Below are 26,829 nucleotides of genomic sequence, written 5' to 3'. Positions count from 1 at the left end.
GCCGTCTACCCTTCCTGGATGACCACTTCGGACTTCGACGCGTATCTCGCGAGCCTGCCCCGTGTCTTCGCCGGTGCCGCCGCGCTCTTCCAGGACGCCGAGGGACGGGTCCTGCTCGTCGAGCCCAACTACCGCGAGGGATGGGCGCTTCCGGGCGGCACGATCGAGTCGGACGACGGCGAGACCCCGAGGCAGGGCGCCCGGCGCGAGACGCTGGAGGAGATCGGGCTGGACGTCGTCCTCGGGCGGCTGCTGGCCGTGGACTGGGTGCGGTGGCCGGGACGGCCGCCGCTGGTGGCGTACGTGTACGACGGCGGCGTGCTCGGCGAGGAGGACCTGAAGCGGATCCGGCTGCAGGAGGAGGAGCTGCTGTCCTGGCGGCTCGTCCCGCGCGGCGAGCTCACCGACCACCTCCCGGGGGCCCTGGGCCCCCGGGTGCTCGCCGCCCTCGACGTGCTCGCGGACGGCACGGGTACGGTCGAGTTGGAGAACGGCGAGCGGGTGGCCTGACCGTCGAAGATCGGCCACCGAGCCGGTCGTCGGTCGCCCTCTCCGTTGACAGGAGTCAGCTGACATCATGTCAACTCGCCTTGTACAGAACGTGAAATGAGTGCGCCCTTCACTTAATGGAAGTTTAAAGCGCTGGCTGAAAACGCTGCCCGTTTGTCACTTCAGCATCTAGGCTGACATCAACCCCGCCCGAGCGATCGCGCCCCGTTGCCTCGCTCAGGAACCGGGGCAGCACTCGGGACACCCGTGACCGGCGGCCCGAACGCGGGCCGTGGCACCGGGAGATCCGGAGTCCCTGGGGGAACGGTCACCGGGAGCCGCCCGGAGCAGTCGGTCTCCCCCCACCTGCGGGCCGTTTCTCGCCCGTCCTCACCGAACAGGCAGCTGAGGTCATGGAACCACTGGGCTCAGACGATCCCGAGGAGCTAGGTCCCTACCGTCTCGTGGCACGGCTCGGCGCAGGAGGGATGGGGCGGGTCTATCTGGCGCGCTCCCCGGACGGGCGGACCGTCGCGGTCAAGGCCATCCGTCCCGAGCTGATGGGGGACAAGAACTTCCGTATCCGCTTCCGCCGGGAGGTGGAGGCCGCCGGAGCCGTCGGCGGCAGATACACCGCGCCCGTGGTGGACGCCGACCCGGAGGGCCCCATCCCGTGGCTGGCCACCGACTACATCGCCGGTCCCACCCTGGCCGAGGCGGTCGCCGCGCACGGCCCGCTGCCGGTGGAGTCGGTGCTCGTGCTCGGCGCCGGCATCGCCGAGGCGCTGATCTCGGTCCAGGCCGCCGGGCTGGTGCACCGCGACCTCAAGCCGTCCAACGTGCTGCTCGCCGCCGACGGCCCGCGCGTCATCGACTTCGGCATCGTCCGGGCGAGCGACGGCTACGACCTCACCCGCTCCGGCGCCCTCTTCGGCTCCTTCGAGTACATGTGCCCCGAGCAGGCCACGGGCGAGCCGCTGGGCCCCGAGGGGGACGTCTTCTCCCTGGGCTCGGTGCTCACCTTCGCCGCCACCGGACACGCGCCGTTCAGCGGCACCGCCGCGGCCACGCTGCTCTACCAGGTCGTGCACAGCGCGCCCGACCTCACAGGTGTGCCGGAGCCGCTGGACAAGATCATCAACCTCTGTCTCACCAAGGACCCCCGGCTGCGGATCACCCCGGACAAGCTGGCCGCGGCCTGCGCGCCCGGCGGCGTGGAGCAGCTGACGGGCGACGGCTGGCTCCCTCCGTCGGTGACCTCGTCGATCGCCCTGCGCGCGGCGGCGGTGAAGACCCTGGACACCACGCCGTACACCGAGGCCGCGTTCCCCTCCGCCGGTCCCGGCCCCGCGCCGGACCCGTACGGCCGGGGCGCGTCCCCCCAGGACCAGGACCGGGCCGTGTACGGCTCCCAGCAGGAACGTGCCTCCTACGCTCCGGGGCGGGATCCGGCCGTCTACGCCCCGCAGCGGGACCGGGCCGGGCTGGACGGGCGGCAGGACCGGGCCGTCCACGACTTCGAGCGGGACGGGGCGTCCCCCGCCGCGGGGACCCCGGAGGTGTGCGAGTCCGACCGTCCCTACGACGGCTCCGGGCGTCCGGACCAGCGGGCCTGTCCGGCCGAGGCGGGGCCGCCCGGCGCGGCCTCGGCCGAGCCGCCGGGAGCCGGGTCCCGCTCCCCCGCGGAGCCCTACTCCGCGCCCGAGGAGCCGGAGCCGTACCGCCCCGGCTCCACCGGGCATCGCCGGGCCGCACGGCGGCCGGGTCCCTCCCGGCGTACGGTCCTCACCGCGTCGGCGGGCTCCGCCACGGCCGCGGCCATCGGCGCCGCCCTGGTGCTCGGCGGGCGCAAGGATCCGGCCGCCCTGTCCACCGAACCCGCGGGCCCGGCCCCCAAGCCCCTGTGGACCTACCGCGGCGACCCGCTGCTCCAGGCGCCCGCCGTCTTCACCAACGGCACCGCGCTGCTCAAGACCCGCCCGGGTGACATGCTCTGCCTCGACCTCAAGGACGGCACCCGGCCCAAGTGGGTCTACAAGGGCATCAGCCAGTCGCCCACCCCGGCCGTGCTGGCCTTCGACGCCGCGATCGCGCTCGGTGAGGGGGCGACGGTGATCGGGATCGACCCGGTCGACGGCACGGAACGTTTCACCATCGACTTCGGGCCGGACTTCCGCTTCGACACACTGCTCGGCGCCACCGCCGACCGGTCCGTGTCCGTCATCGGTGTAAGGCTCCAGCGCGAGTCCGACGAACAGGGCGTCGCGACGTCCACGGACACGGTGTTCGGCGTCGACCTCGCGGCCCGGCGCGCCGAGGTCATCCCGATCAGCCCCGAGGACGTCGGTATCCGGCTGGCGCCGATCATCCTCCCCGGGTTCTTCGTCTACGCCGACGGTCTGCGCAACATCACCGCCCGGAGCACCGACAACTCCGGTGTCCTGTGGCGCCACCCCGTCGGCTACGACCTGCGGCCCGGCCTCGCCGTCCTCAACCGCACGGTGTTCGCCATCGGCGAGGAACTGGAGGCCCTGAACCTCTCCACCGGCAAGCTCCGCTGGCGGGTGAAGCCCGAGCGGGGCATGTTCGCCTCCCTCGGCGGCTACGGCAACACGCTCTACGTCACCGGCACCGACCCGGCCGGTGTGTACGCCTTCAACGCCGGTACCGGCGCCCGCCGTTGGTTCTGCCCCACCCCCCGTCTCAACATCGACCAGCCGGTCACCGCCGGCCCCGACGGTGTCTACGTCCCCGCCTACCAGAACAAGAACGGCATCTACGCGATCGACGCCGCCAAGGGCAGACTTCTGTGGAACTTCACCGACGGCGTGGAGACCGGCGTCAACGACTGGCAACTCGCCTGCGACCACAGCGGCGTCCTGGTCGCCCAGCACTACGACCGCACCTACGGTCTGCCGGCCCCCTGACCCCAGCGCCGCCGACGAGGCCCCCGATATCGACTCGCCCCGGCCGGACGGCCGACCTACCCTCGCCCCATGGACAAGCCGCTGGTCGCCATCCTCAGTGGAGCGGGCATCTCCACCGACTCCGGCATCCCCGACTACCGAGGCCCGAACGGGCTGTGGCGGCGGGATCCGGAGGCGGAGAAGCTGGTGACGTACGCGTACTACATGGGTGATCCGGAGATCCGCCGCCGTTCGTGGCGGATGCGGCGGCAGAACCGGACGCTGAAGGCGGAGCCGAACGTGGCGCACCGGGCGGTGGCCGAGCTGGAGCGGTCCGGGGTGCCGGTGCGGGTGATCACGCAGAACGTGGACGGGCTGCACCAGCTCGCCGGGATGCCGGCCCGCAAGGTCCTCGAACTCCACGGCAGCGCACGCTCCGTGGTGTGCGTGGCGTGCCATGCCCGGGGGCCGATGGAGGACGCCCTCGCCCGGGTCGAGGCCGGGGAGGACGACCCGCCCTGTCTGGAGTGCGGCGGGGTGCTGAAGTCCGCCACCGTCATGTTCGGCGAGCGGCTCGACCCGGTGGTCCTGGGCCAGGCCGTGGCGATCACCAAGGCCTGCCAGGTCTTCGTCGCCGTGGGCTCCAGCCTCCAGGTCCAGCCCGCCGCCGGCCTCGCCGGTGTCGCCGCCGACCACGGCGCCCGTCTGATCATCGTCAACGCCGAGCCGACCCCGTACGACGACCGGGCGGACGAGGTCGTACGGGAGCCGATCGGGACGGCGCTGCCCGAGGTGCTGCGGAGGATCGGGGCCGGGAGCGGCTGACGGGATCAGAAGAGGGCGGTCTCCCCTTCGCCGCGCTCGAAGTCGAGCAGGCGCCGCTTGCGCTGCGTCCCGCCGCCGTAGCCGGTGAGGCTGCCGTCGGAGCCGACCACACGGTGGCAGGGGACGATGATGCTGACGGGGTTCTTGCCGTTGGCCAGGCCGACCGCCCGGGACGCCTTGGGGTTGCCGAGCGCGTCCGCGAGTTCCCCGTACGAGCGGGTCTCGCCGTAGGGGATCCGGACGAGCTGTTCCCAGACGGTGCGCTGGAACGGGGTGCCGTGCAGCCGCAGCCGGACGGTGAACTCCGTCAACTCGCCCGCGAAATAGGCCTTCAGCTGTTCCTCCGTCTCGTCGAAGAGCGTGTCGTCGCGTGCGCCGAAGCTCTCCTCCGGCGGGCGGTGGCGCTGTTCGGTCATGTAGAGCCCGCACAGGACGCCGTCGTCGGCGACGAGGGTGAGGGGGCCGTAGGGACTGTCGACGACTTTGTGGTGCTTCATGCCATGTCCTTCAACTGGTTCAGGAGGGAAGGAAGTTGATCGGGTGCGTGTCCGTGGCCCACAGATACTGGACCGCGTAAGCCCGCCAGGGACGCCACGCCGCCGCGCGGGCCGTGAGGGCGGCCGGGGTCGACGGCAGGCCCAACTCCTGTGCCGCGCGCCGGACTCCGAGGTCGCCGGGGAGGAAGGCGTCGGGGTCGCCGAGGGCGCGCATCGCGATGACGTCCACGGTCCACGGGCCGAAGCCGGGCAGGGCGAGGAGCCGCTCCCGGGTCCGCGCCCAGTCGCTGTCGACGCCCAGATGCAGCTCTCCGTCGGCGAGTTGCCGCACCAGCGTGGTGAAGGTGGTCCGGCGGGTGCGGGGCATCGCGAGGGTCTCGGGGTCGACGGCCGCCAGCGCCTCGGAGGACGGGAAGAGATGGGTGAGGCCGCCCTCGGGGTCGTCCACGGGCTCGCCGTGCGCGACGACCAGCCGGGCCGCGTGCGTCCGCGCGGCGGCCGTGGACACCTGCTGGCCCAGCACCGCCCGTACGGCGAACTCGGCCTCGTCGACGGTACGCGGCACCCGGCGCCCCGGTGCCTTGTCCACCAGCGGAGCGAGCACGGGGTCGGCGCGCAGCTGCTCGTCGACGGCGACCGGGTCGGCGTCCAGGTCGAGCATGCGGCGGCAGCGGCTGATGGCGACCGGCAGGTCCCGCAGATCGCCGAGGGTGAGCCGGCAAGCGATGTGGTCGGGCCGCGGGGTGAGACCCACGATGCCGCTGCCGTACGGCAGCCGGAGGGTGCGCCGGTAGGTACCCGCGCGCCACTCCTCCACTCCGGGTACGGCCGTCGCGGCGAGGTGACCGAAGAGGTTGTCGGGGTTCAGCGGGGCCCGGAACGGCAGCCGCAGGCTCAACACCCCTGAGGTGCCGGGGGAGTCGGAGCGCTGCCGGGCGGACCGCGTGGCCCGCTCGCGCAGCTCGCTCGGCGACAGGGCGAAGACCTCCCGCACGGTGTCGTTGAACGTCCGGATCGAGGCGAACCCGGCGGCGAAGGCGATCTCCGCCATCGGCAGCGCGGTCGTCTCGATCAACAGCCGCGCGGTCTGCGCCCGTTGCGCCCGGGCGAGCGCCAGCGGCCCCGCGCCCAGCTCGGCGAGCAGCTGCCGTTCGATCTGCCGGGTGCTGTAGCCGAGCCGCCGCGCCAGTCCCGGCACGCCCTCCCGGTCCACCACCCCGTCGCCCATGAGCCGCATCGCCCGCGCCACGAGGTCCGCCCGCTGGTCCCACTCCGGCGACCCGGGGCTCGTGTCCGGCCGGCACCGCTTGCAGGCCCGGAACCCGGCCTGCTGGCAGGCCGCCGCGCTCGGGTAGAACGTCATGTTCTCCACCTTCGGCGGCACCACCGGGCAACTGGGCCGGCAGTAGATCCGGGTGGTCACCACGGCCGTGAAGAACCACCCGTCGAACCGGGCGTCCTTCGACCGCACGGCCCGCACACACCGCTCCATGTCCCTGTACATCCCGTTCCGCATGACTCAAGCATCGGGGACGGGACGGGCGAGGGCTGGCGAGAATCCGACATCGTGGTGAGGGCGCCTCAGTCGCTCCCGACCCGCGCGGCACTCCCCCACGCCGCCTCCCGCAACAGCCGCAGGCCGTTCAGCCCGACCAGCACCGTGGACCCCTCGTGCCCCGCCACCCCGAGCGGCAACGGCAGATGGCCCACCAGGTCCCACACCACCAGCACCGCGATGCACACCCCGGCGATCACCAGGTTCTGCACCACCAGCCGCCGGGCCGCCCGTGACAGCCGCACCACCGCCGGAATCGCCGTCAGCTCGTCCCGCACCACGACCGCGTCCGCCGTCTCCAGGGCGAGACCGGACCCGGCGCGCCCCATCGCCACCCCCGAGTGCGCGGCGGCGAGCGCGGGCGCGTCGTTGACCCCGTCCCCGACGAACAGCACCTTCCGACCGCCGTCCTGCAGCTCCCGTACGGCCTCCACCTTGTCCTCGGGCAGCAGCCCGGCCCGGACCTCGGTGATCCCGGTGTCGGCCGCCACCCGGGCGGCGGCCGACGCGTTGTCCCCGGTCAGCAGGACGGGTGACGTCCCGGTCACGGCGGTGAGGGCCGCCACCGCGGCGGGCGCGTCGTGACGCGGACGGTCGGCCAGCGCCAGCGTCCCGACGGGGCTCCCGTCCCGCTCGACGAGCACGACGGTCCCGTGCGCGGCGTCCTCGCCGAGAAGCGGCGCCCCGTCGGAGAGCGCGACCCCGTCGACGGCACTCCCGTGCTCCCCCGGCCGCCCCACCGTCACCACGCGCCCCTCGACGGTCGCCCGTACGCCCCGCCCGGGCAGGGCCACGAAGTCCTCGGCGGCGCCGACCCGCAGCCCCCGGGCGCCGGCGGCGGCCACCACCGCGCGGGCCAGCGGATGCTCACTCGGGTACTCGGCGGCAGCGGCCAGCGCCAGCAGCCCGTCCTCGTCGAGCCCGGAGCCCGGCAGCGGACGTACGGCGGTGACCTCGGGGGTTCCCTCGGTGAGTGTGCCGGTCTTGTCGAGCGCGGCGACGTCGATCTCGCCCAGCCGCTCCATCGCGACGGCGGACTTCACGAGGACGCCGTGGCGGCCGGCGTTGGCGATGGCGGAGAGCAGCGGCGGCATGGTGGCGAGGACGACCGCGCAGGGGGAGGCCACGATCATGAAGGTCATCGCGCGGAGCAGCGCGGCCGTGAGGTCCTCGCCGAGGGCGAGGGGGACGCCGAAGACGGCGAGGGTGGCGACGACGACGCCGACGGAGTACCGCTGCTCGACCTTCTCGATGAACAGCTGGGTCGGTGCCTTGGTGCGGGAGGCCTCCTCGACGAGGCTCACGATGCGGGCGATCACGGAGTCGGCGGGGTCGCGGGTGACGCGGACGCGCAGCGCGCCCGTGCCGTTGAGGGTGCCCGCGAAGACCTCGTCGCCGGGGCCCTTGGGGACGGGCAGCGGTTCGCCGGTGATGGTGGCCTGGTCGGCCTCGCTCTCCCCCTCCAGGACCTGTCCGTCGGCGCCGATGCGCTCACCGGGGCGGACCAGCACCAGGTCCCCGACGGCGAGTTCGCCGGTGGGCACGGTCTCCTCGGCGGAACCGTCCGCCGGCAGCCGGGTGGCCGTGGTGGGCGCGAGGTCGAGCAGGCCCCGTACGGAGTCGGCGGTGCGGGCGGTGGCCAGGGCCTCCAGGGCGCCGGAGCCGGCGAAGATGACGATCAGCAGCCCGCCGTCGAGGACCTGGCCGATCGAGGCCGCGCCCAGCGCCGCGACGATCATCAGCAGATCGACGTCGAGGCTCTTCTCGCGCAGCGCCCGCAGCCCTTCGAGGGCGGGCTCCCAGCCGCCGGCCGCGTAGGCGAGGGCGTAGAGCGGGCCGTACAGCCAGGCGGAGGCGCCGGCCAGGTCCAGGGGGAACGCGAGCAGGAAGGCGAGGGTCGAGATCAGCGCCCAGCGGGCCTCGGGCAGGGCGAGGACGCGGGTACGGCGGCGGGGGGCCGTCGGCGCGGACGGACGGCGGGCCGGTGACGGAGCAAGGGTGGCGGACACGCGGCACACCATACAGGAACACATGAAGACTCATTCATGCCTTCATATGCGATGAGTAAGATACCCGCCATGGGTCATGGAGCCGTCACCGCACCGCAGGACGCCACGCAGGAGGCCGCCCCCCGGGTGCGCCTGGACGCGGCGAACGTCGCCAAGGTGGCCACCACCCTCCAGGCCCTCTCCACGCCGTCCCGGCTGCTGATCCTGGCCCGGCTCCGCGAAGGCCCGCTGCCGGCGACCGAGTTGGCCGCGGAGGTCGGGATGGAGCAGTCCGCCTGCTCCCACCAGCTGCGTCTGCTGCGCAACCTCGGCCTGGTCGTGGGCGAGCGACAGGGCCGTTCGGTGGTGTACGCGCTGCACGACCACCATGTCGCCGAGCTGCTGGACCAGGCCGTCTACCACGTCGAGCACCTGAGGCTGGGGCTCAGCGACGCGCCGGACGGGGACTGAGGGCCGCCGCGCCGTCGGGGGACGGCTGAGGCCCCGGCCGGGGGCCGGGGCCTGAGCGGGTGCTGCGGCAGTTGTCGGGGGCCAGGTGTCGGGGCGGGCGCCGGGCCCGGTCAGGCCGCGGGGAGTGCCGGCAGGGTCACCGCCGGCAGGCCGCCGAGCAGGCCCCCGAGGAGACCGCCGACCAGACCGGTGACCAGGCCGAGGACCGGCTGGAGCAGGCCGGTGACGACTCCGAGGACCGGGGCGAGCAGACCCGTCACCGCGCCCAGTACGGCGCCCAGGTCGAGCGAGGTCAGCGCCTTGAGCAGGGCGTCCACGGCGGCCTGGAGCGCGGCCAGCAGATCCGCGACCGGGTCGGCCGCGGCGGCGGCGCGGTCGCTGCCGGCCGGGGCCGCCGACTCCAGCTTCTGGAGCCGCTGCTGCACGGTGGCGTTGGCGGCCCGCACGGCCGCGATGTGCCGGGCCGCCTCGTCCGCGTCCAGCCGGTCGCCGTCCAACTTGGCGATGGTCCTCAACTCGCCGAGCAGTGGGGCGAGTACGTTGTTCTCGTCCATGCGGTCGAGCAGGTCCAGCTGGTTGAGCAGCAGGTTCGTGTCGGTGGTGGGAAGCGCGGTGCCGGGCGCGGCGGCCTCGGCGGCGCTCTCCGTCACCGTCTCCGTCACGGTCTCCGTGACCGTCTCCGTCTCCGTCGCCGCGTCCGTCCCGGCGTCGAGGTCCGCCAGCAACTCGTCCATGTCGCGCTCGATCTGGGCGAGGAGCGCCTCCACGTCGGCGATCTCCTTGTCGACGATGGCGTCCGCCTCGGCCTCCTCCTTCTCCAGGAGCGCGTCGATCTCCGCGTCCAACGCGTCGAAGAAGGCGTCGAGATCGGGTTCGGGTACCGCGGCCGTCCTCGTGGCGGCACGGTCCGAGGCGGTGCGGCCCGCGTCGACGGCCGCGGTGGCGGAGCCGACCGGGCCGAGGACCAGTGCCCCGCAGACCAGGGGCGACAGCAGTAGGGCACGGGAGACGAGGGCGCGCATGCACGTTCCTTTCGAAGCAGCAGTCCTTGCGCTCACCGTGGAAGCCGCCACGACCCTCCGCAACCGATCACCGGCCCGGCGCCCGCCTCGCCGACCGACCCCATCCACGCCTCTGACCAGCGTTTTTCTCCGTACGCACAGCTCCGTACGACACCGTTCGACCCGCCCCGGCCGTTCGCCCGTCAGAGTGCGGGAGATCGGCCGGCCCGTCAGCGGGGCTCTCCGCCGACCTGTTCGGCGAACGTCGCGTAGGCCTCGTCGTCGAAGAGGACGAATCTGACCTCCTCGACCGAGGTCTCCGTCGCCCGGACGGTCCCGACGGCGATCCGGGCGGCGTCGTCCATCGGCCAGCCGTAGACGCCGGCGGAGACGGCGGGGAAGGCGACCGTGCGGGCGCCCAACTCGTCGGCGACGCGCAGGGATTCGCGGTAGCAGGAGACGAGGAGGGCGGAGCGGTCGAGGCTGCGGCTGTGGACGGGGCCCACCGTGTGGATGACCCAGCGCGCGTCCAGGTCGCCCGCCGTGGTGGCGACGGCCTGGCCGGTGGGCAGGCCCCTGCCGTAGTGCGCGGCGCGGAGCTTGCGGCAGTCCGCCAGGATGGCGGGGCCGCCGCGCCGGTGGATCGCGCCGTCCACTCCTCCCCCGCCGAGGAGGGAGGAGTTCGCGGCGTTCACGATGGCGTCGACGGACTGCTGGGTGATGTCGCCCCGGACGAGGGTGATGGTGGTCATGCCCGCCTCTATACCAGCCGACGGGGCCGGGGCCGACCCTGTTTCGGGCCCCGGATCGCCGCCGCGCGGCCTACCAGCCCACCGGCAGCGACCGCACTCCATGGATCGCGCCCATCGGCAGCGCCAGTTCCTCCGGCGGTGCGGTCAGGCGCAGGTGCGGCAGCCGGTCGAAGAGGGCGGGCAGGCCGATCTGGAGTTCCAGGCGGGCGAGGGACTGGCCGACGCACTGGTGCGGTCCGTGGCCGAAGGCCAGATGGCCGGTCGCGTCGCGGCGCACGTCGAGGTCCTCGGCGCCGGGGAAGACGGAGGCGTCCCGGTTCGCGGTCTGGAGCGCCACCACGACCCCCTCCCCGGCGCGGATACGGACGCCGCCGACCTCGACGTCCTCCGTCGCGAGGCGCCGCAGGCCCCAGTGGGAGACGGTCAGCCAGCGCAGCAGTTCCTCGATCGCCCCGGGCCACAGCTCCGGCTCGGCGCGCAGGAGGGCCAGCTGTTCCGGGTGGCGCAGCAGGGCGACGACCGCCAGCGGGAACATGTTGGCGGTGGTCTCGAATCCCGCGAGCAGCAGGACGAAGGCCACGCCGATCGCCTCCTCGACGGTGGCCTCGCCCGTCGCCACCCGTTCGACGGCCAGCCGGGAGAGCAGGTCGTCGGCCGGTTCACGGGTCCGGGCCGCGAGGAGTTCGCCGAGGTAGCCGTACAGGGCCCGGCGGGCGCTCAGCACGTCGACCTCGCCGGTGTCGAAACTGGTGAACGCCTGGGCCTGCCGGTGGAAGAAGCCGTGGTCCTCGTACGGCACTCCGAGCAGCCGGCAGATGACGAGGGCGGGCTGCGGCAGGGCGTACGCGGTGACGAGGTCCGCCTCCCGGGCGCCGTCGGCCGTCATCGTGTCGAGCAGGTCTTCGCAGATCCGGACCAGGGCGGGGCGCAGCGCCTCGACACGGCGGAAGGTGAAGTCCGGGATGAGCATGCGCCGCAGCCGGGTGTGGTCCGGCGGGTCCATGGCGAAGAACTGGCCGGGGCCGCGCGGAGGCGCCTGCGGGCGCAGACCGGGGAAGCCCGCCCGGGTGGAGTCGGCGCTGAAGCGCGGGTCGGCCAGGACGGTCCGGGCGTGGTCGTGGCGGGTGATCAACCAGGGGCTGTTGTCCGCCCAGACCGTCACCCGCCGGATCGGCTCCTCGGCCTGCCACTTGGCGTACTCGGGGGCGGGGTCGAGCAGGGGGCGTTCGGTGGGCAGTGGGGGGTACGTGCTCATCGCTGTGCTTCTTCCCGGTGGTGGTCGGTGCCGGTGCGGGGGCCGGTGCGCGGTCGGTCGGCGGTGGTCAGTCCCGCCAGCGTCAGCAGCAGCTCCTTGATCTCCGTGGCGGCGTACGCCTCCCGGGCGGGTTCGCCGGTGGAGCAGAGCAGTACGGGGCCGTCGTCGGGGTCGGCGGGGAGACGGCCGTGGCTGCCGCTGACGCCGGCCGGGTCGAGCGGGACGGTGCTGATGCGGTAGCGCAGGCCCAGCTTCTTACGGGCGACCTGGCCGATCGCGCGGAGCTTCACCGCGGGGACGGTCTCGTCGTAGAGCAGTTCCGCGGGGTCGTAGCCGGGCTTGCGGTGGATCTCGACCTGGCGGGCGAAGTCGGGGGCGCGGTCGTCGTCGAGCCAGTAGTAGTACGTGAACCAGGCGTCGGGGTCGGCGACCGCGACGAGTTCGCCGGAGCGTTCGTGGTCCAGGCCGTGGGCCGCCTTCCCTTCGGTGTCCAACACCTGTTCCACGCCGTCGAGTTCGGCCAGGAGCTTGGCGACCTCCGCCGTGTCGGCCGGGTCGCGCACATAGACGTGGGCGATCTGGTGGTCGGCGACGGCGAAGGCGCGGGAGGTCCAGGGGTCGAGGTACTCCATGCCGTCCTGGGTGTGGACTTCGAGCAGTCCGGCACGGCGCAGGGCCCGGTTGACGTCGACGGGGCGGGAGACGGGGGTGATGCCGTACTCGCTGAGCGCGACGACGGTGGCGCCCGCGCTCAGGAAGTGGTCGATCAACGGGCGTAGTGCGTCGTCGAGTTGGCGGGCGGCCTGCATCGTGGCGGGCGAGTCGGGGCCGGATCGCTGGGGCTCGTAGTCGAGTTGGGGGATGTAGACGAGGGTGAGGTCGGGGTCGTGCTCGTCGAAGACCTGGCGGGCGGCACCGAGGATCCACTGGGTGGAGGGCATTCCGGCGTTGGGTCCCCAGTAGGTGAACAGGGGGAACGGGCCGAGGCGGTCGGTGAGTTCGTCGTGCAGGGTGGGCGGCCAGGTGTAGCAGTCGGGTTCCTTGCGGCCGTCGGAGTAGTAGACGGGGCGGGGGGTGACGGTGAGGTCGACGTCCGCGCCCATCGCGTACCACCAGCAGATGTTGGCGACCTTGTAGTCGGGGTCGGATCTGCGGGCGGTCTCCCAGATCTTCTCGCCGCCGACGAGCGCGTTGTGCTGGCGCCACAGCAGCACCTCGCCCAGGTCCCGGAAGTACCAGCCGTTGCCCACCACGCCGTGCCCGGACGGGGGTTCGCCGGTGAGGAAGGTGGACTGGACCGCGCAGGTCACGGCGGGCAGCACGGGGTCGAGCCGGGCCCGGAAGCCGCGCTCGCCGAGGGCGGCCACGGCGGGCATGTGCCGGAGCAGCCTGGGGGTGAGGCCGACGATGTCGAGGACGACGAGCCGGTTCGCTGGCGTGGTACTCACTGGTGGTCCTCCTCGATGCCGAGGCCGAGGCCGGTCAACCGGTCGCGGGCCCAGGCGAGTTCGGCGGCGATGCCGCCGGGCAGGTCGGTGGGTGGTTGGGGGAGGACGGACCAGGTGTAGGTCTCGACCTCGATGTGGTCGCAGTCGGCCGAGGCCCCGCCGAGCAGTCCGGCCAGGACGTGGCCCAGCTGGTCGGCGGTGGTGCGCAGCGGCGGTTCGGGGTCGGCGTGCAGCGGGGCGTGGAAATGCACGCGCCAGGGGCCGGTGTCGGTGGGCAGGCCCCCGTCCAGCGCGTCGGGCAGGTCGTCGACGCCGTGGACGTCCGGTGCCTCCGGCCGGGCTGCCGTACGCGTCTGATGCAGGAACCGTGGCTCCGCGAGGCGCCGCAGCGCGGTGCGGGCGGCGGGGTCGGACGGGTCGGTGGCCTCGATCGCGCAGGACGCCTGGAGCTTGACGACGGGCAGCCCGGCCTCGGCCAGGCGGCGCAGGGCCGCGCCGGGTTCCTCGAACTGTACGGCCAGGTGGCAGGCGTCGAGGCAGACGCCGAGCCGGTCGGGGTCGAGGCCGCGCAGCTCCCGTACGGCCTGGGCGGTGGTCTCGACGACACAGCCGGGCTCTGGTTCGAAGCCGACGCGGACCCGGCGGCCGGTCTCCGACTCGATCGTGGCGAGCCCGGCGGTGAGCCGGTCCAGGGCGCGGCGGGCGGTGTCGGCGCGGTCCGCCGGCCAGGGGGTGCGCCAGGCCAGCGGCAGGGTGGAGACGCTGCCGCGTTCGGCGTCGTCCGGGAGGAGGGCGGCGAGGACACGGGCGCAGTCGAGGGTGTGGCTCAGGCGGGCCTCGTCGGCCCAGTCGGGGAGGTAGACGTCCTTCTTGACCACCTCGCGGTGGAATCCGGCGTACGGGAAGGCGTTGAGGGTGACGGTCTCCAGGCCCCGCGCGGCGAGTTCGTCCTTGAGACGCTTCAACTCGCCTGTCTCGCCGACCAGTTGGGTGACCACATCGCGGGCGAGCCACAGCCCGATGCCCAGCCGGTCGACGCCGAGGCGCTCGCGCACCGGTTCGGCGTGGGTGGCGAGTTGGGCGAGGACGCCGTCGATGTCCTCCGCCTGGTGGACGTTGCTGCAGTAGCCGAGGTGGACGGTGGTGCCGTCCGGGTGCCGGAGGCGCATGGCGGCCGCCTCATTCCCCGCCGCGGCGGACGGAGTTGCCCTGGAAGCTCGACTCCTCGTCCGGTTTGGGTTCGTCGAGGTCCAGCCGGCCGCTCTGCCCGTAGAAGGCCACGGGGTTGCGCCACAGCACCCGGTCCACGGCGTCGTCGTCGAAGCCGCCGGCCAGCATGGCGTCGGCGGTCTTCCGGGTCTTGAGCGGGTCCGAACGGCCCCAGTCGGCGGCCGAGTTGACGAGGACGCGTTCCGTGCCGTGGTCGCGGAGGATGGTCACCATGCGGTCCTCGCTCATCTTGGTCCTCGGGTAGACGGAGAACCCGGCCCAGCAGCCGCTGTCGAGGACCATGCCGACGGTCAGCTCGTTGAGATGGTCGAGGACGACGAGTTCGGGGGCGATGCCCGACTCCCGTACGACGTCCAGGGTCCGGCGGGTGCCGGCGGCCTTGTCACGGTGCGGGGTGTGCACGAGGGCGGGCAGCTCGTGCTCGATCGCCAGCCGGAGCTGGAGCGCGAGCGCCTCGTCCTCCTCCGGTGTCATGGAGTCGTAGCCGATCTCGCCGACCGCGACGACCCGGTCCTTGGCCAGATAGCGGGGCAGTTCGTCCAGGACGGGACGGCAGCGCGGGTCGTTGGCCTCCTTGGGGTTGAGGGCGATCGTGCAGAAGTGCTGGATGCCGAACTGGGCCGCCCGGTACGGCTCCCAGCCGAGCAGCGCGTCGAAGTAGTCGTAGAAGCTCTCGGGCGAGGAGCGGGGCTGGCCGAGCCAGAAGGCCGGCTCGACGACGGCGCGCACCCCGGCCGCGTGCATCGCCTCGTAGTCGTCGGTGGTGCGGGAGGTCATATGGATGTGGGGATCGAAGATACGCACGGGCCTTCTCCTCGGGTGATCCGGTGAGCGCCGTCGGCTGTGGGGCGACACGGCGACGGGTGGAGGTGGTGGCGGCGGGGCGAGTGGGGTGGCCGCCGGGAGGGCGGCGAAGGGGGTGTCCGAGGCGGCAGCCGCTGTCGCCCGGAGACGGTGTCGGCCTACGCGGGGGCCTCGGCTCGCCGGAGTGCTGTCAGGGCGCGCCCGGCGGCGGCCCGGCGGTCGGGGGTGGCGGCGCGGGTCTCGGCGCCGAGTCTGCCGGCGAGGTGTGCGGCGGCGGGGAAGGGCCGGACGACGGGCCAGATGTCCGCCGGTACGTCCCGTCCGGCGGCGACCCGCTCGTGCGCGAAGTCGGCCAGCATACGGGCCAGTTCGGTGTCGGCGCGGGTGGCGAGCCCGGCGATCCGGTCCAGCGGGATCTCCTGGAAGACGCACTTCAGGACGGCCTGCCGGTACTCGGCGTCCGGGAGCCGGGCGGCGCCGTACGGTCCGAGGGCGGCTGCGACGACACTGCCGTCGTTGCCGCGCAGGGCTTCGCGGACGAGGGGCAGGGCGAGGTCGCCGAGGGGTTCCCCGGAGGTGTCGCCGCCCCGCGCGTCGGCGAGCAGCGGCAGGGCGCGCAGGACGGCTCGTTGTTCGGCCGGGTCGCCGTGGCGGAAGAGGCCCGCCAGCTCGTCGGCGAGCGGCTGCCCGCCCAGCGGCAGCGCGGCGAGGAGGACGGCGCGGGCCGCCTCGTCGACGGTCCACCACGCGTCCAGCCGGGCCCGGCCGCAGCGTCTTCGGGCGGCGGGGAACAGGGTGCGTACGGCTGCGGGCCGGTCGGCGATCCGGGCCACGGCCTGGTCGAGCCAGGCGCGGGCCGCCGGGTCGAGCGGGTGGCGGGAGAGCGGGCCGCGCGGGTCGGAGTGGCCGGCCGTCGCGGAGGGCGGGATTCCGGTGGAGACCATGAGGGGGGCAACCTCCTGTGGGGTGGAGGACATCGGGGCGGCGGGTGTCGGTCGTCGAGCGGGGTGCGCCGGACGGGGTCAGGCCGTCGCCGCGCGGAGGAAGTCCAGTGAGCGGCGGGCCACTTCGGGGGCGTCGAGCGAGCCGCCCTGGATCTCCACGGAGACCAGTCCGCGGTGGTCGAGGTCGCGCAGGGCGGTGAGCACGGGCGGGAAGTCGATCTCGCCGGTGCCGAGTTCGAGGTGCTGGTGGACACCGCGCCGCATGTCCTCGATCTGCACGTTGAGCAGGCGTGGGGCGGCGAGGCGGACGCATTCCAGCACGGTCCGGTCCTCCACGCAGTGCGCGTGCCCCACGTCGAGGGTGATCCCGAACAGTTCGTGTCCGCCGACCATCTCGGCCAGCTCCAGGCACCGTTCCACGGTGTCGACGAACATGTACGGCTCGGGTTCGAAGGCCAGCGACACCCCGTACTCCCCCGCCGTCTCCAGGACGGTCTCGACACCCGCCGCCAGCCGTTTCCACGCGTCGCGCTCCGGCAGTCCGCCGTCCGGCGCGGGGCCGCTGCACAGATGGACGGTGGGCGAGCCGAGGTCGGCGGCGACGCGTACGGCCCGCCGCAGCAGGTCGATCCGGCGCTCGGCCCCGTCCGTCATCAGCGTCGGCAGGTGCTTGCCCCAGGGGTCGAGGAGGTAGGGCGCGCCGGTCTCGACCGTCACGTCGAGCCCGTGCCGGGCCAGGTCCCGGGCGACCGCCGCCACCCGCCGGGGCAGGTCGTCCGCGTACGGGTCGAGGTGGCCGTGGTCGAGGGTGAGCGCGACACCGTCGTAGCCGAGGTCGGCGAGGACCGCGAGGACGTCGCCGAGCCGGTGGTTGGTGAAGCCGTTGGTGCCGTAGCCGAATCTGAGGGGTGCGGGGGGTGGGGTCATTCCGGCTTTCCTCCTGCGGAGGTCCGTGCTGTTCAGGTGGGGGATATGCGCCGGGCCAGCCGTCGCGCGAGAGGGTGCAGGACGCCGAGGGCCGCCGCCGCGGCCGTGGCGCCGCCGCGTGCGGTGAGGGCCGCCTGCAGGGGCATCAGCCCGAGGATTCCGGCGCCGACGGCCCGCCGTACGTTCTCGCCCGACGGCTCCCGTACGGCTCGGGCCTGGGCCGTGCCGTAGCTGCCGAGGTAGGCGAGGGCCCCGGCGGTGACGACGGCGGCACGGGCGGCGCCCGCCCGTGGGACACCGGCGGCGGGACCGGACCGCGCCGCCGTGGTGACCCCCGCGTGCCCCGTGCGGCGCGCCGCGCGCCAGTCGGCGGCGGTGCGGACGGCGGGGAGGGCCGCGGCGAGGGCGGTGGCGGTGGAGGCGGCGAGGGTCGCGGCCGGCAGCCGGGCGGGGGCGCCCGAGATCTCGTGGCGGCTGAGCGCGGTCAGCGTGTAGGTGTGGGCGCCGACCAGCGCGGCGGGCACGGCGCCGCGCAGCAGGGCGGTCCCGGTGCCCGTACGGTCCTGTCCGCGTCCGGCGGCGAGCGCGCCCGCGAGGACGTCCAAGGCCCGCGCGGAGGCCATGGCGGCAGGACCGGCCGGGGTGGACTTGAGCCTGAGGTCGTACGCCCAGACGGCACCGGCCAGCGGAAGCGCTCCCAGGAGGCTGCGGCGGCCCCCGGAGACGGCGGCGAGCGCGAGGCCCCCGGCGGTCAGGGCGCCCGCGACGGCGAGGGCGGTACGGCGTGGCACCCGGCCCGACGGGACGGGGCGTTCGGGACGCTCGACCGCGTCGATCGTGGCGTCGGCGTAGTCGTTGAGGGCCATGCCCGCCCAGTAGAGGCAGACGGACGAGCCCATCACACCGAAAATCCGCGTCCCCGGTGGATGTCCGGTCGCGGCGGCACCGGCGAGCACATCGCCGGGGACGCTCAACGCGGCTGGTGCCCGCACGAGTTGCGCCAGGTCGGAGAGGCCCACGGCAGGCCGCGAGCCGGAGCCCGGTAAGTCCGTCCGATCTTTCATGGCGGCAACTTACCCATAGGGTTTGACCATTCACACGGAGATAGTGTGAAGAACTTTGTCACTCCGTGATGTTGTCCGTGGCCCCGCCTTGCGCGCCGGTGAACCCTCAGGGTTCCTGCCGCAGCCGCCGCCACACCGCCTTGGCCGCGTTGTGCCCGGACATGCCGTGCACTCCGGGGCCCGGCGGGGTCGCCGAGGAGCAGATGAAGACGGCCGGGTGCGGGGTGGCGTACGGGGTGAGCGAGAGCTTGGGGCGCAGCAGCAGCTGCAGTCCGGAGGCGGCGCCGCAGGCGATGTCGCCGCCCACGTAGTTGGCGTTGTGCGCGGCCAGTTCGGGTGGGCCCGCGGTGGCGCGGGCGAGGACGCGGTCGCGGAACCCCGGGGCGAAACGCTCCAGTTGGCGTTCGACCGCGTCCGTCAGGTCCCCTGTCCAGCCGTTCGGGACATGGCCGTACGCCCAGAAGACGTGCTTGCCCTCGGGAGCCCGGCCGGGGTCGACCAGGCTGGGTTGGACGGTGATCAGGAACGGTGCGTCGGGTGCCCGGCCCTGCCGGGAGGCCGCGTCGAGCGCCGCGCCGATCTCGGCCCGGCTCGCGCCGACCTGGACGGTCCCGGCGCGGCGGGCCTCCTCGGCGGTCCACGGCACGGGGCCGTCGAGGGCGTAGTCGAGCTTGAAGACGCTGGCGCCGTAGCGGTACGACGCGTAGTGGCTGCCGAAGCCGGCGATGCGGGCCAGCGCGGTGGGCGAGGTGTCGAAGACGTAGGCGCGGGCCGGCGGCAGATCGTCGAGACGCTTGACCTCGTAGGAGGTGTGGACGGTGCCGCCGAGGTCCTTCAGATACGCGGTGAGCGCGTCGGAGACGGCCTGGGAGCCGCCCCGGGCGACCGGCCAGCCGGCGGCGTGCGCGGCCAGCGCGAAGACCAGGCCGACGGCACCGGTGGCGAGCCCGCCGAGCGGGGCGATGACATGGGCGACGAGCCCGGCGAACAGCGCCTGGGCCTTCTCGTCCTTGAAGCGGCGCATCAGCCAGGTCGACGGCGGCAGCCCCACGAGGCCGAACCGGGCGAGGGTGACCGGGTCGCGGGGCAGCGCGGACAGCGGCAGCGACATGAAGTCCCGGACGAGCGTGTCCCACCGGGGCAGGAACGGCTCGACCAGCCTGCGGTACGCGCCCGCGTCACGCGGCCCGAACGAGGCGGCCGTCTCCGCCACCGAGCGCGACAGCACGGCCGCCGAGCCGTCGAGGAAGGGGTGCGCCATCGGCAGGTCGGCGTGCAGCCACTCCAGGCCGTACCGGTGGAGCGGCATCGCCCTGAACGCGGGCGAGTTGACACCCAGGGGGTGCGCGGCCGAGCAGGGGTCGTGGTGGAAGCCGGGCAGGGTCAGCTCCGCGGTGCGGGCGCCCCCTCCCACGGTGTCCTTCGCCTCGAAGACGGCCACGGAGAATCCGCGGCGGGCCAGCTCCACGGCAGCCGTCAGGCCGTTCGGCCCCGCCCCCACCACCACCGCGTCGAGCATCGACGGCACGTCCGGACCCCTTCGTCAGCCGCTGGCCTGGGGCCTGTCGTGGCGTTCCCGTCCGCCGACAGACCTGAGGTCAGGATATGCCCGGCCACCGACAGGCTCGGGCTAGGGTCGGCCCCGTCGGCGGACGTGCCGGTTCCGCTTCATGGCTCCGGCCGGGGCGAGCGGGGCGGACCCGGCGCCCTCATCCGCCCGGTCAGGCCCCGCCCGACAGCAGCCCCACCACCCGGCGGGCCGTGGCGGCGTCGCGGGCCGTGGTGAACGGCAGGGCGTTGCCGCCGGTTATCCGGAAGGGCTCGCCGGTCAGGGTGAGGTGGGCGCCGCCCGCCTCCTCGACGAGCAGCAGACCGGCCGCGTGGTCCCAGGCCGCCTCCCAGCTGAAGGCGGTCGCGTCCAACCGGCCCCGGGCGATGGCGAGATACTCCAGCCCGGCCGAACCGCAGGAGCGCGGCTCCACCCCGTCCGTCCAGAGGCCGAGCAGGGCCCGCTTCTGGTCCTCCGTGGTGTAGTCCGGGTGGGAGGTGGCGATGTCGAGGTCACGGCCGGGGTCGGGCGCACCGGCGCGCAGGGGCTCGCCGTCGAGCGTGGCCCCCTGGCCGCGGATCGCCACGGCGAGCCGGTCGAGGGCGGGCGCGTAGGTCCAGGAGGCGCGCAGGACCCCGCCCTGGGCGAGGGCGACGAGGGTGCAGAAGCCGGGCTCGCCGCGCACGAACTGGCGGGTGCCGTCGACCGGGTCGACGATCCAGACCGGCGCCTCGCCCTGGATCGCCTCGTACGACGCGGGGTCGGCGTGCACCGCCTCCTCGCCGACCACGACCGAGCCGGGCAGCAGCGCGGCGAGCGCCTCCGTCAGATACAGCTCGGCCTTGCGGTCGGCGTCGGTCACCAGGTCGTGCGGGCCGCTCTTCTGGTCGACCTCGTGCTCGGCGAGCTGCCGGAAGCGCGGCATGATCTCCGTGGCGGCGGCCTTGCGGATCGCTTCCTCGACGTCCGAGGCGTGTCGGGCGAGAAACTCGTCGATGGTTTCGTTGTCTTCGATCATGTCTCCATGACAGCACGTGGCACTGACAATCCCCACCCGTCCGGTGTATTCGGCATGGAATCGCCGTGAATACCCGGAGCGCACCAGCGAGGACATAGGGGACTTGTCGGAGCAAACTCCTCAAGTCCCGGTCACCGGCCGACCGCGTACCCCTGCATCCCGCGCGGGTTCGCCGCCGCCGACAGCACCCCGGTCTCCGGGTCCCGGGCGACCGCGCAGAGCCTGCCCTCGGACCAGGCCTCGCCGACGACGACGTCATGGCCGCGCCGCCGCAGCCCGGCGACGGTCTCCGAGGACATCCGGGACTCGACGGTGACGCTGCCGGGCCGCATGCCGCGCGGGTAGAAGGAGCCGGGGAAGCTGTCGTTGTGCCAGTTCGGGGCGTCGATCGCGCCCTGGAGGTCGAGTCCGCCGCGCACGGGCGGGCGGAGGGCGACGGCGAGGAAGAAGTGCAGCTGCCACTGGTCCTGCTGGTCGCCGCCGGGGGTGCCGAAGGCCATGACGGGCACACCGTCGCGCAGCGCCAGCGACGGGGTGAGCGTGGTGCGCGGACGGCGGCCGGGGGTGAGGGAGTTGGGCAGCCCCTCGTCCAGCCAGGCCATCTGCAGCCGGGTGCCCAGCGGGAAACCCAGCTCGGGCACCACCGGGTTGGACTGCAGCCAGCCGCCGCTGGGGGTGGCCGCGACCATGTTGCCCCAGCGGTCGACGATGTCGAGGTGACAGGTGTCGCCCCGGGTGCGCCCGTCCGCCGCGACCCCGGGCTCCCCCGCTGCCCCGGGCCCCTTCGCGACCGTGGGTTCGCCCACCCCCATCGGGCTGAAGCCCGGCTCGTCGGAGGCGATCACGCGCGCGTGCGCGCTCAGTCGCGGGGTACGGCCCCCCGGAGCGCCCGGCAGCAGCTCGTAGGACGCCTTGTCGCCGACGAGGCCGCGCCGCTCCGCGTTGTACTCGTCGGACAGCAGCTCGTCGAGCGGTACCGGCGCGGCGTCCCCGTACCAGGCCTCCCGGTCGGCCATGGCGAGCTTGCAGCCCTCGATCAGGAGGTGCACGTACTCGGCGGACCCGTACGCGGGCAGTTCCGGCGGCAGCAGGGCGAGTTGCTGGAGGAGGGCCGGGCCCTGGCTCCAGGGGCCCGCCTTGCACACGGTCCAGCCGTTCCAGTCGTAGGTCGCCGGGGCCTCGTAGGACGCGGACCAGCCGGCGAGGTCGGCCGGGGTGAGTGTCCCGGTGTGCCGTTCGCCGCTGGTGTCGAGGGTGGGCCGGCCGGACTGCCGGACGAGGGCCTCGGCGATGAACCCGGAGCGCCACACCTCCCGGGCCGCCTCGATCCGGGCCACCCGACCGCCCTCCTCACCGCCTTGCCGACGGCCCGCTCCCTCGGTCTCGGCGAGCAGCCGCCGCCAGGTCGCGGCCAGGGCCGGGTTGCGGAACAGCTCGCCGGGGCGGGGCGCCCGCCCGTCCGGCAGATACACCTCCGCCGACGACCGCCACTCCTTCTCGAAGAGGTCCCGCACGGACTCGACCGTCGCGCCCACGTTCTCCACGGGCGCGTGTCCGTCCTCCGCGTACCCGATGGCGTACTTGAGGACGTCGGCCAGGTCCTTGGTGCCGTGGTCGCGCAGCAGAAGCATCCACGCGTCGAACGCGCCCGGCACCGCGGCGGCCAACGGCCCGGTGCCGGGAACGAGTTCTAGACCCAGCCCCCGGTAGTGCGCGGCCGACGCCCCGGCGGGCGCGACGCCCTGCCCGCACAGCACGCGGACCTCGCCTCCCGTGGGCGCGAGGATGATCGGCACCTCGCCGGCGGGCCCGTTCAGGTGCGGCTCCACGACGTGCAGGACGAAGCCCGCCGCCACGGCCGCGTCGAACGCGTTGCCGCCGTCCTCCAGCACCGCCATCGCCGACTGCGAGGCGAGCCAGTGCGTGGAGGACACCATGCCGAAGGTGCCCTGGAGCGTCGGTCGAGTGGTGAACACGGGTGGACTCCTCACTGCGCGACGGGCGTTCGATGATCGTACGCAGCCTGCCCGAGGGCCCTGAAGGTCAGTCCTCGGCGGACCGCCGCCCCACCGTCAGCACATGCCCGCTCGCACCCAGCAGCGACGGCTCCGACTCGATCCGCCGGGTCGCCGCCAGCACCGCCTCGCGGCGCTCCGGATCGTCCAGCCACTCCTCCACGCCGCCCATCAGCCAGGCGACGCCCTCGACGCCGTACTGCCCCTCGGGCGCGAGCCCCGCCTCGGTGAACTCACCCGGCACCTCGGCCGGATCGGCGAAGTAGGCGGTGGTGAAGTCCGGGTCCTCCGGCGAATGCCGGTGCCTGCCATGGGCCGAGACGTCGTCGGTGCGCTCGCGGCGTTCCGGGATGAAGTACGTGCCCCGCATGAGCATGTCGTTGAGCGCCGCGAAGCGGTTGATCGTGGCCGCGACCACGAGACCGCCCGGCCGCACGGTCCGCCGGGCCTCGGCCAACGCCCGTACACGGTCCCGGTGTTCGGGCAGATGGTAGAGCGGCCCCAGCAACAGCACGACGTCGTACGCGGCGTCCTCGGCCGGCAGCTCGCGGGCGTCCCCGAGCCGGGCGGTGACCCGGGGCAGCAGCCCCGACCGCTCCACGTGCATCGGCACCGGATCGACGACCTCGACCTCGTGCCCGTCCTCCCCCGCCAGCCACTCGGCGTGGACGCCGGTACCGCCGCCGACATCGAGCACGCGCGCGGGCGCGTCCGGCAGCAGCCGCCGCAGAACCTCCTGGGTGCGCCAGAACTCCAGCCGCCCGGCGCCCTCCCGGAGACGGGTGTTCTCCCCGCCACGCTCGTAGTAGGCGAGGATCTCCGCCGGGAGGGGAGGGATCGCGGGTTCGGTGACTTCCGGTAACCGGTTCATGCGTCAAGGCTGCTGATCACGAGGAGCGCGCGGCAACCGGTTTTCGTCCGGCCTTCCGAGACGTCAGAACTCAGAACTCCGAGGTGTCCAGCTCCACGTCGAACGGTTCCGGCAGTGGTACCGGCGCGCCGAAGGGCAGCGGGCCCCTTACCTCCGTGTAGCCGAGCCGCCCGGGGCTGGCGTAGAGAGTGGTGGAGCGTTCCTGGCGGTCGACGAGGAGGAAGAGCGGGGCACCGAACTCGGCGTAGCGCTTGCGCTTGACGATGCGGTCCGTGTCGCCGTTGGATTCCGAGGTGATCTCGACGATCAGCAGAGTCTGGTCAGGCACCAGGGCACCCGTGCCCTTGGTGAGTTCTTTCGGTACGACGGCCAGATCCGGTACGTACCAGTTACTCGTTCCGGGCAGATCCAGGTTGCCGGACCCCGCGTAGCAGCCGAGCCTGTCCAACACTGGCACCAGCTGCCGACCGATCTGTGCTGCGATGCCCTCATGATCCCAAGATGGCACGACTTGCTGGATGACCCCCTCCACGATCTGCGCACGATCACCCTCGATGTGCTGGATCGCATACTTGAGCGCTGTCTCGGGGTCGGCTACGGCGTAGGAATGCGGCTGAGTACTCATCGGTTTCTCCGTCGGACATCGTGCCTGCAGCATGACCACTATCCCGGTTCTACTGCGATCCGGCTCCGCCCCGACACTCTTTCTCACGATCATCACCCCAACCAGTGAACGGCGGAGCCCCGTCACCACGTATACACAGAGCGAGTTCGCACTTTCGTCCCACAGATTGCCGTGTGACACTGACGTACCCCACCGCCCGGCGGTCCGCCGCCCCGACCCCGAGAAGTGCGCTGTGCGTGATCTCCCTCTGCCGCTCGCCCTCACCGCGCGACTGATGCCGGTCATCGTGCTGGCCACCGCGGGCTGGGCGATGTCGTCCGGTCCGCTGTCGTCGAGCCCGGCCAAGGAGGACTCCACGCAGGACACCGCGTCGGGGCCCGTCTCGACCGACTCGTCCGCGCCGTCGACGACGACCGCGACCAAGACGTACACGAAGGCGCCCTCACCCTGCTCCGGTGTCTCGGAGAAAACGGTCAAATCCCTTGTTCCGGGCGCGAAGACGGCCGGCAAGGAGATCGCGTCGACCAACGAGTCCGTGCGCCGCACCTGCTCGTGGAACGCGCTCAAGGGCTTCGACTACCGCTGGCTGGACATCTCCTACGAGATCCAGCAATCGGACGAGAAGGCCGAAAGCACCTATAAGACGCGCACCACAGAGAAGAGCGGCGGCGGCGCCGTCCCCGGTCTCGGCGACTCGGCCTACTCCGTGGTGAACCTCACCACGGAGGACAAGCAGCAGACCCGCGAGGGCATCGTGTACGTCCGGATGTCCAACGCCCTGGTGGTCGTCACCTACAACGGCAGCGACTTCGAGTCACAGAAGGCGCCTGGCACGGACGAGATCAACAAGGGCGCCATCAAGGCCGCGAAAGAGGCGGCGGCCGTGCTGGAGGACGCCCGGTAGGGCTGCGTCTCCCCGGCACGGCCGCTCCGATCAGGGCCGGTCATCGTCGGCACCCCTCAGACGGACACCTTCTCCGTCCGCGCCTCCGCCTGCACCTTCTTCCGCTCCCCGGCCATCAGCGCCACGTACAGCAGCATCGACGTGCCCAGGCCCACCGCCCAGCCGTAGTCGGCGAGCGGCTTGAGGAACGGGATCATGCCGTCGTGCGGGAAGGGCCCGGACGACACGCCGTCCGCGGAGACGGTCGAGTACGAGCCGCCGACCGCGAGGACACCGCCGACCACGAAGGCCGCTATCGCCCGCCAGTTCCAGCCGGACGCGTACCAGTAGCGCCCGCCGGGCGTGTACAGGTCCGCGAGGTGCAGGACGGTCCGGCGGACGATCCAGTAGTCCGCGATGAGGATGCCGGCGACCGTGCCGAGCAGACCGCCGACCACGCCGAGCCAGGTGAAGATGTAGAACTCGGGCGTGGAGATCAGCTTCCACGGGAAGATCAGGACGCCGACGACACCCGTGATCAGCGCGCCGGTACGGAAGTTGATGAGCCTCGGGGCGAGGTTCGCCAGGTCGTACGCCGGGGAGACCACGTTGGCCGCGATGTTCACGGAGATGGTGGCGACCAGCACGGTGATCAGGGCGAAGAGCAGCCCGAAGACGTTGTCGGCCTTGGCGGCGAGGGTGACCGGGTCCCAGATGGCCTCGCCGTAGACGACCTCGGAGCCGGAGGTGACCAGCACGGCGAGGATCGCGAAGAGGGTCATCGTGGTCGGCAGGCCGAGGGACTGGCCCCATGTCTGCGCCTTCTGGCTGGCGCCGAAGCGGGTGAAGTCCGGGATGTTCAGGGACAGAGTGGCCCAGAAGCCGATCATTCCCATCAACGACGGGAAGAAGACCGGCCAGAAGTCGGGGCCCCAGCCGAGCTTGGAGGGCTGGTCGAGGAGCGCGCCGAAGCCGTCGGCCTTGACCGCGATCCAGATCAGCAGCACCAGCGCGCCGACGATCACGAAGGGCGCGGCCCAGTTCTCGAAGTGCCGCAGGAAGTCCATGCCCCGGTAGATGATCGCGATCTGCAGCGCCCAGAAGAGGATGAAGCAGAGCCACAGCGGCCACGGGTTGCCCGCGATCTTCCCGGCGTTCTCCCACTCACCGCCGGTGAGCTTGGAGCCGAGGGCGAATATGCCGGAGCCGCCGATCCAGGTCTGGATGCCGAACCAGCCACAGGCCACGGCCGCCCGGATCATCGCCGGGATGTTGGCGCCGCGCAGCCCGAAGGAGGCCCGCGCGAGCACCGGGAACGGGATGCCGTACTTGGGTCCGGCATGCCCGGTGGCCAGCATCGGCAGCAGCACGATGACGTTGGCCAGGGCGATGGTGAAGACGGCCTGCTTCCAGTCCATACCGAGGGCGACCAGGCCGGAGGCCAGGGTCCAGCTGGGGATGCAGTGGGCCATCGAGATCCACAGCGCCGCGAAGTTGTACGTCGTCCACTTGCGCTCGGAGACGGGTACGGGACGCAGGTCCTCGTTGGCGAACGGGCTGTCGGCGGGGAAGGCGTCGGGGGCCAGCTCGATCCGGCCGGAGGAGTCGGCGGACTGGGCTATCGACGGCCCCGAGGGGACTGTTTCGGTCATGGGCAGGCCAATCAGGGGAGGCGGGACGGGAGAGAAAGGCCGTGCGGAGGCCTTGGGCCC

General features: G+C 73.0%; 23 protein-coding genes. 5 read left to right on the top strand and 18 right to left on the bottom strand.

Features of this window, described 5'->3' with window-relative positions; genetic code table 11:
- Positions 1-18: 18 nt before the first annotated feature.
- From J8M51_RS25350 to J8M51_RS25340, 3 genes are all read left to right on the top strand, one after another.
- On the top strand, positions 19-510 hold the full coding sequence (locus tag J8M51_RS25350) for an NUDIX domain-containing protein (RefSeq protein ID WP_086753898.1): 492 nt from the start codon (positions 19-21) through the stop codon (positions 508-510).
- Between the two features lie 392 nt (positions 511-902).
- The gene (locus J8M51_RS25345) at positions 903-3,416 is read left to right on the top strand and encodes a protein kinase domain-containing protein (protein ID WP_086753900.1); all 2,514 of its coding nucleotides are present in this window, start codon (positions 903-905) and stop codon (positions 3,414-3,416) included.
- 69 nt (positions 3,417-3,485) lie between these two features.
- On the top strand, positions 3,486-4,220 hold the full coding sequence (locus tag J8M51_RS25340; RefSeq protein ID WP_086753902.1) for an SIR2 family NAD-dependent protein deacylase: 735 nt from the start codon (positions 3,486-3,488) through the stop codon (positions 4,218-4,220).
- Between the two features lie 5 nt (positions 4,221-4,225).
- On the opposite strand, the gene J8M51_RS25335 is transcribed toward J8M51_RS25340, so the two are convergent.
- The 3 genes from J8M51_RS25335 to J8M51_RS25325 form a co-directional block, all read right to left on the bottom strand.
- Positions 4,226-4,717: a methylated-DNA--[protein]-cysteine S-methyltransferase gene (locus J8M51_RS25335; RefSeq protein WP_086753904.1), complete on the bottom strand. Its 492-nt coding sequence runs from the start codon at positions 4,715-4,717 to the stop codon at positions 4,226-4,228.
- Between the two features lie 19 nt (positions 4,718-4,736).
- Positions 4,737-6,233, bottom strand: a complete 1,497-nt coding sequence (locus J8M51_RS25330) for an AlkA N-terminal domain-containing protein (RefSeq protein WP_086753907.1) — start codon at positions 6,231-6,233, stop codon at positions 4,737-4,739.
- A 65-nt stretch (positions 6,234-6,298) separates the two neighbouring features.
- Positions 6,299-8,293, bottom strand: coding sequence for a heavy metal translocating P-type ATPase (locus J8M51_RS25325; RefSeq protein ID WP_179202954.1), 1,995 nt, complete (start codon positions 8,291-8,293; stop codon positions 6,299-6,301).
- Positions 8,294-8,350: 57 nt separating this feature from the next.
- On the opposite strand from J8M51_RS25325, the gene J8M51_RS25320 reads away from it, so the two are divergent.
- On the top strand, positions 8,351-8,731 hold the full coding sequence (locus J8M51_RS25320) for an ArsR/SmtB family transcription factor (protein ID WP_086753909.1): 381 nt from the start codon (positions 8,351-8,353) through the stop codon (positions 8,729-8,731).
- Between the two features lie 110 nt (positions 8,732-8,841).
- Here the strand turns inward: J8M51_RS25320 and J8M51_RS25315 are convergent, their stop codons facing one another.
- The 14 genes from J8M51_RS25315 to J8M51_RS25250 form a co-directional block, all read right to left on the bottom strand.
- On the bottom strand, positions 8,842-9,753 hold the full coding sequence (locus J8M51_RS25315; RefSeq protein ID WP_086753911.1) for a hypothetical protein: 912 nt from the start codon (positions 9,751-9,753) through the stop codon (positions 8,842-8,844).
- A gap of 209 nt (positions 9,754-9,962) precedes the next feature.
- Positions 9,963-10,484 carry an O-acetyl-ADP-ribose deacetylase gene (locus J8M51_RS25310; protein ID WP_086753913.1) on the bottom strand — a complete coding sequence of 174 codons (522 nt, stop codon included), beginning with the start codon at positions 10,482-10,484 and terminating at the stop codon, positions 9,963-9,965.
- Between the two features lie 70 nt (positions 10,485-10,554).
- Positions 10,555-11,739 (bottom strand): cytochrome P450, encoded by a 1,185-nt coding sequence (locus J8M51_RS25305; RefSeq protein WP_216589511.1) that lies wholly within the window; start codon positions 11,737-11,739, stop codon positions 10,555-10,557.
- Positions 11,736-13,115: an alkaline phosphatase family protein gene (locus J8M51_RS25300; protein WP_398857404.1), complete on the bottom strand. Its 1,380-nt coding sequence runs from the start codon at positions 13,113-13,115 to the stop codon at positions 11,736-11,738. Before J8M51_RS25300 ends, J8M51_RS25305 begins: the two co-directional genes overlap by 4 nt.
- 68 nt (positions 13,116-13,183) lie before the next feature.
- Complete coding sequence (eboE, locus tag J8M51_RS25295) at positions 13,184-14,356, bottom strand: metabolite traffic protein EboE (protein ID WP_086763933.1); 1,173 nt, start codon at positions 14,354-14,356, stop codon at positions 13,184-13,186.
- 10 nt (positions 14,357-14,366) lie between these two features.
- On the bottom strand, positions 14,367-15,221 hold the full coding sequence (locus J8M51_RS25290; protein ID WP_267299496.1) for a TatD family hydrolase: 855 nt from the start codon (positions 15,219-15,221) through the stop codon (positions 14,367-14,369).
- Positions 15,222-15,379: 158 nt separating this feature from the next.
- Positions 15,380-16,165, bottom strand: coding sequence for an EboA domain-containing protein (locus J8M51_RS25285; protein ID WP_216589507.1), 786 nt, complete (start codon positions 16,163-16,165; stop codon positions 15,380-15,382).
- 78 nt (positions 16,166-16,243) lie between these two features.
- Positions 16,244-17,092: a sugar phosphate isomerase/epimerase family protein gene (locus J8M51_RS25280; RefSeq protein WP_086764956.1), complete on the bottom strand. Its 849-nt coding sequence runs from the start codon at positions 17,090-17,092 to the stop codon at positions 16,244-16,246.
- Positions 17,093-17,124: 32 nt separating this feature from the next.
- Positions 17,125-18,156 carry an SCO3242 family prenyltransferase gene (locus tag J8M51_RS25275; protein WP_179203572.1) on the bottom strand — a complete coding sequence of 344 codons (1,032 nt, stop codon included), beginning with the start codon at positions 18,154-18,156 and terminating at the stop codon, positions 17,125-17,127.
- Between the two features lie 106 nt (positions 18,157-18,262).
- A complete protein-coding gene (locus J8M51_RS25270; protein ID WP_086764962.1) occupies positions 18,263-19,675 on the bottom strand; it encodes a phytoene desaturase family protein in 1,413 nt (470 codons plus the stop codon).
- A 202-nt stretch (positions 19,676-19,877) separates the two neighbouring features.
- Positions 19,878-20,723: an inositol monophosphatase family protein gene (locus tag J8M51_RS25265; RefSeq protein WP_086751182.1), complete on the bottom strand. Its 846-nt coding sequence runs from the start codon at positions 20,721-20,723 to the stop codon at positions 19,878-19,880.
- Positions 20,724-20,854: 131 nt separating this feature from the next.
- Complete coding sequence (locus tag J8M51_RS25260) at positions 20,855-22,699, bottom strand: gamma-glutamyltransferase family protein (protein ID WP_179202827.1); 1,845 nt, start codon at positions 22,697-22,699, stop codon at positions 20,855-20,857.
- A 67-nt stretch (positions 22,700-22,766) separates the two neighbouring features.
- Positions 22,767-23,609, bottom strand: a complete 843-nt coding sequence (locus J8M51_RS25255) for a class I SAM-dependent methyltransferase (protein ID WP_086751179.1) — start codon at positions 23,607-23,609, stop codon at positions 22,767-22,769.
- Between the two features lie 70 nt (positions 23,610-23,679).
- Positions 23,680-24,234 carry a Uma2 family endonuclease gene (locus J8M51_RS25250; protein ID WP_086751176.1) on the bottom strand — a complete coding sequence of 185 codons (555 nt, stop codon included), beginning with the start codon at positions 24,232-24,234 and terminating at the stop codon, positions 23,680-23,682.
- Between the two features lie 232 nt (positions 24,235-24,466).
- On the opposite strand from J8M51_RS25250, the gene J8M51_RS25245 reads away from it, so the two are divergent.
- On the top strand, positions 24,467-25,138 hold the full coding sequence (locus J8M51_RS25245; RefSeq protein WP_086751173.1) for a hypothetical protein: 672 nt from the start codon (positions 24,467-24,469) through the stop codon (positions 25,136-25,138).
- Between the two features lie 56 nt (positions 25,139-25,194).
- Here the strand turns inward: J8M51_RS25245 and J8M51_RS25240 are convergent, their stop codons facing one another.
- On the bottom strand, positions 25,195-26,769 hold the full coding sequence (locus J8M51_RS25240; protein WP_086751170.1) for an NCS1 family nucleobase:cation symporter-1: 1,575 nt from the start codon (positions 26,767-26,769) through the stop codon (positions 25,195-25,197).
- Between the last annotated feature and the right edge of the window lie 60 nt (positions 26,770-26,829).

This window comes from Streptomyces griseiscabiei, assembly GCF_020010925.1.
Classification (GTDB): domain Bacteria; phylum Actinomycetota; class Actinomycetes; order Streptomycetales; family Streptomycetaceae; genus Streptomyces; species Streptomyces griseiscabiei.
The sequence above is the reverse complement of the archived record's forward strand: the minus strand, read 5'-3'. Positions and strand labels throughout refer to the sequence as shown.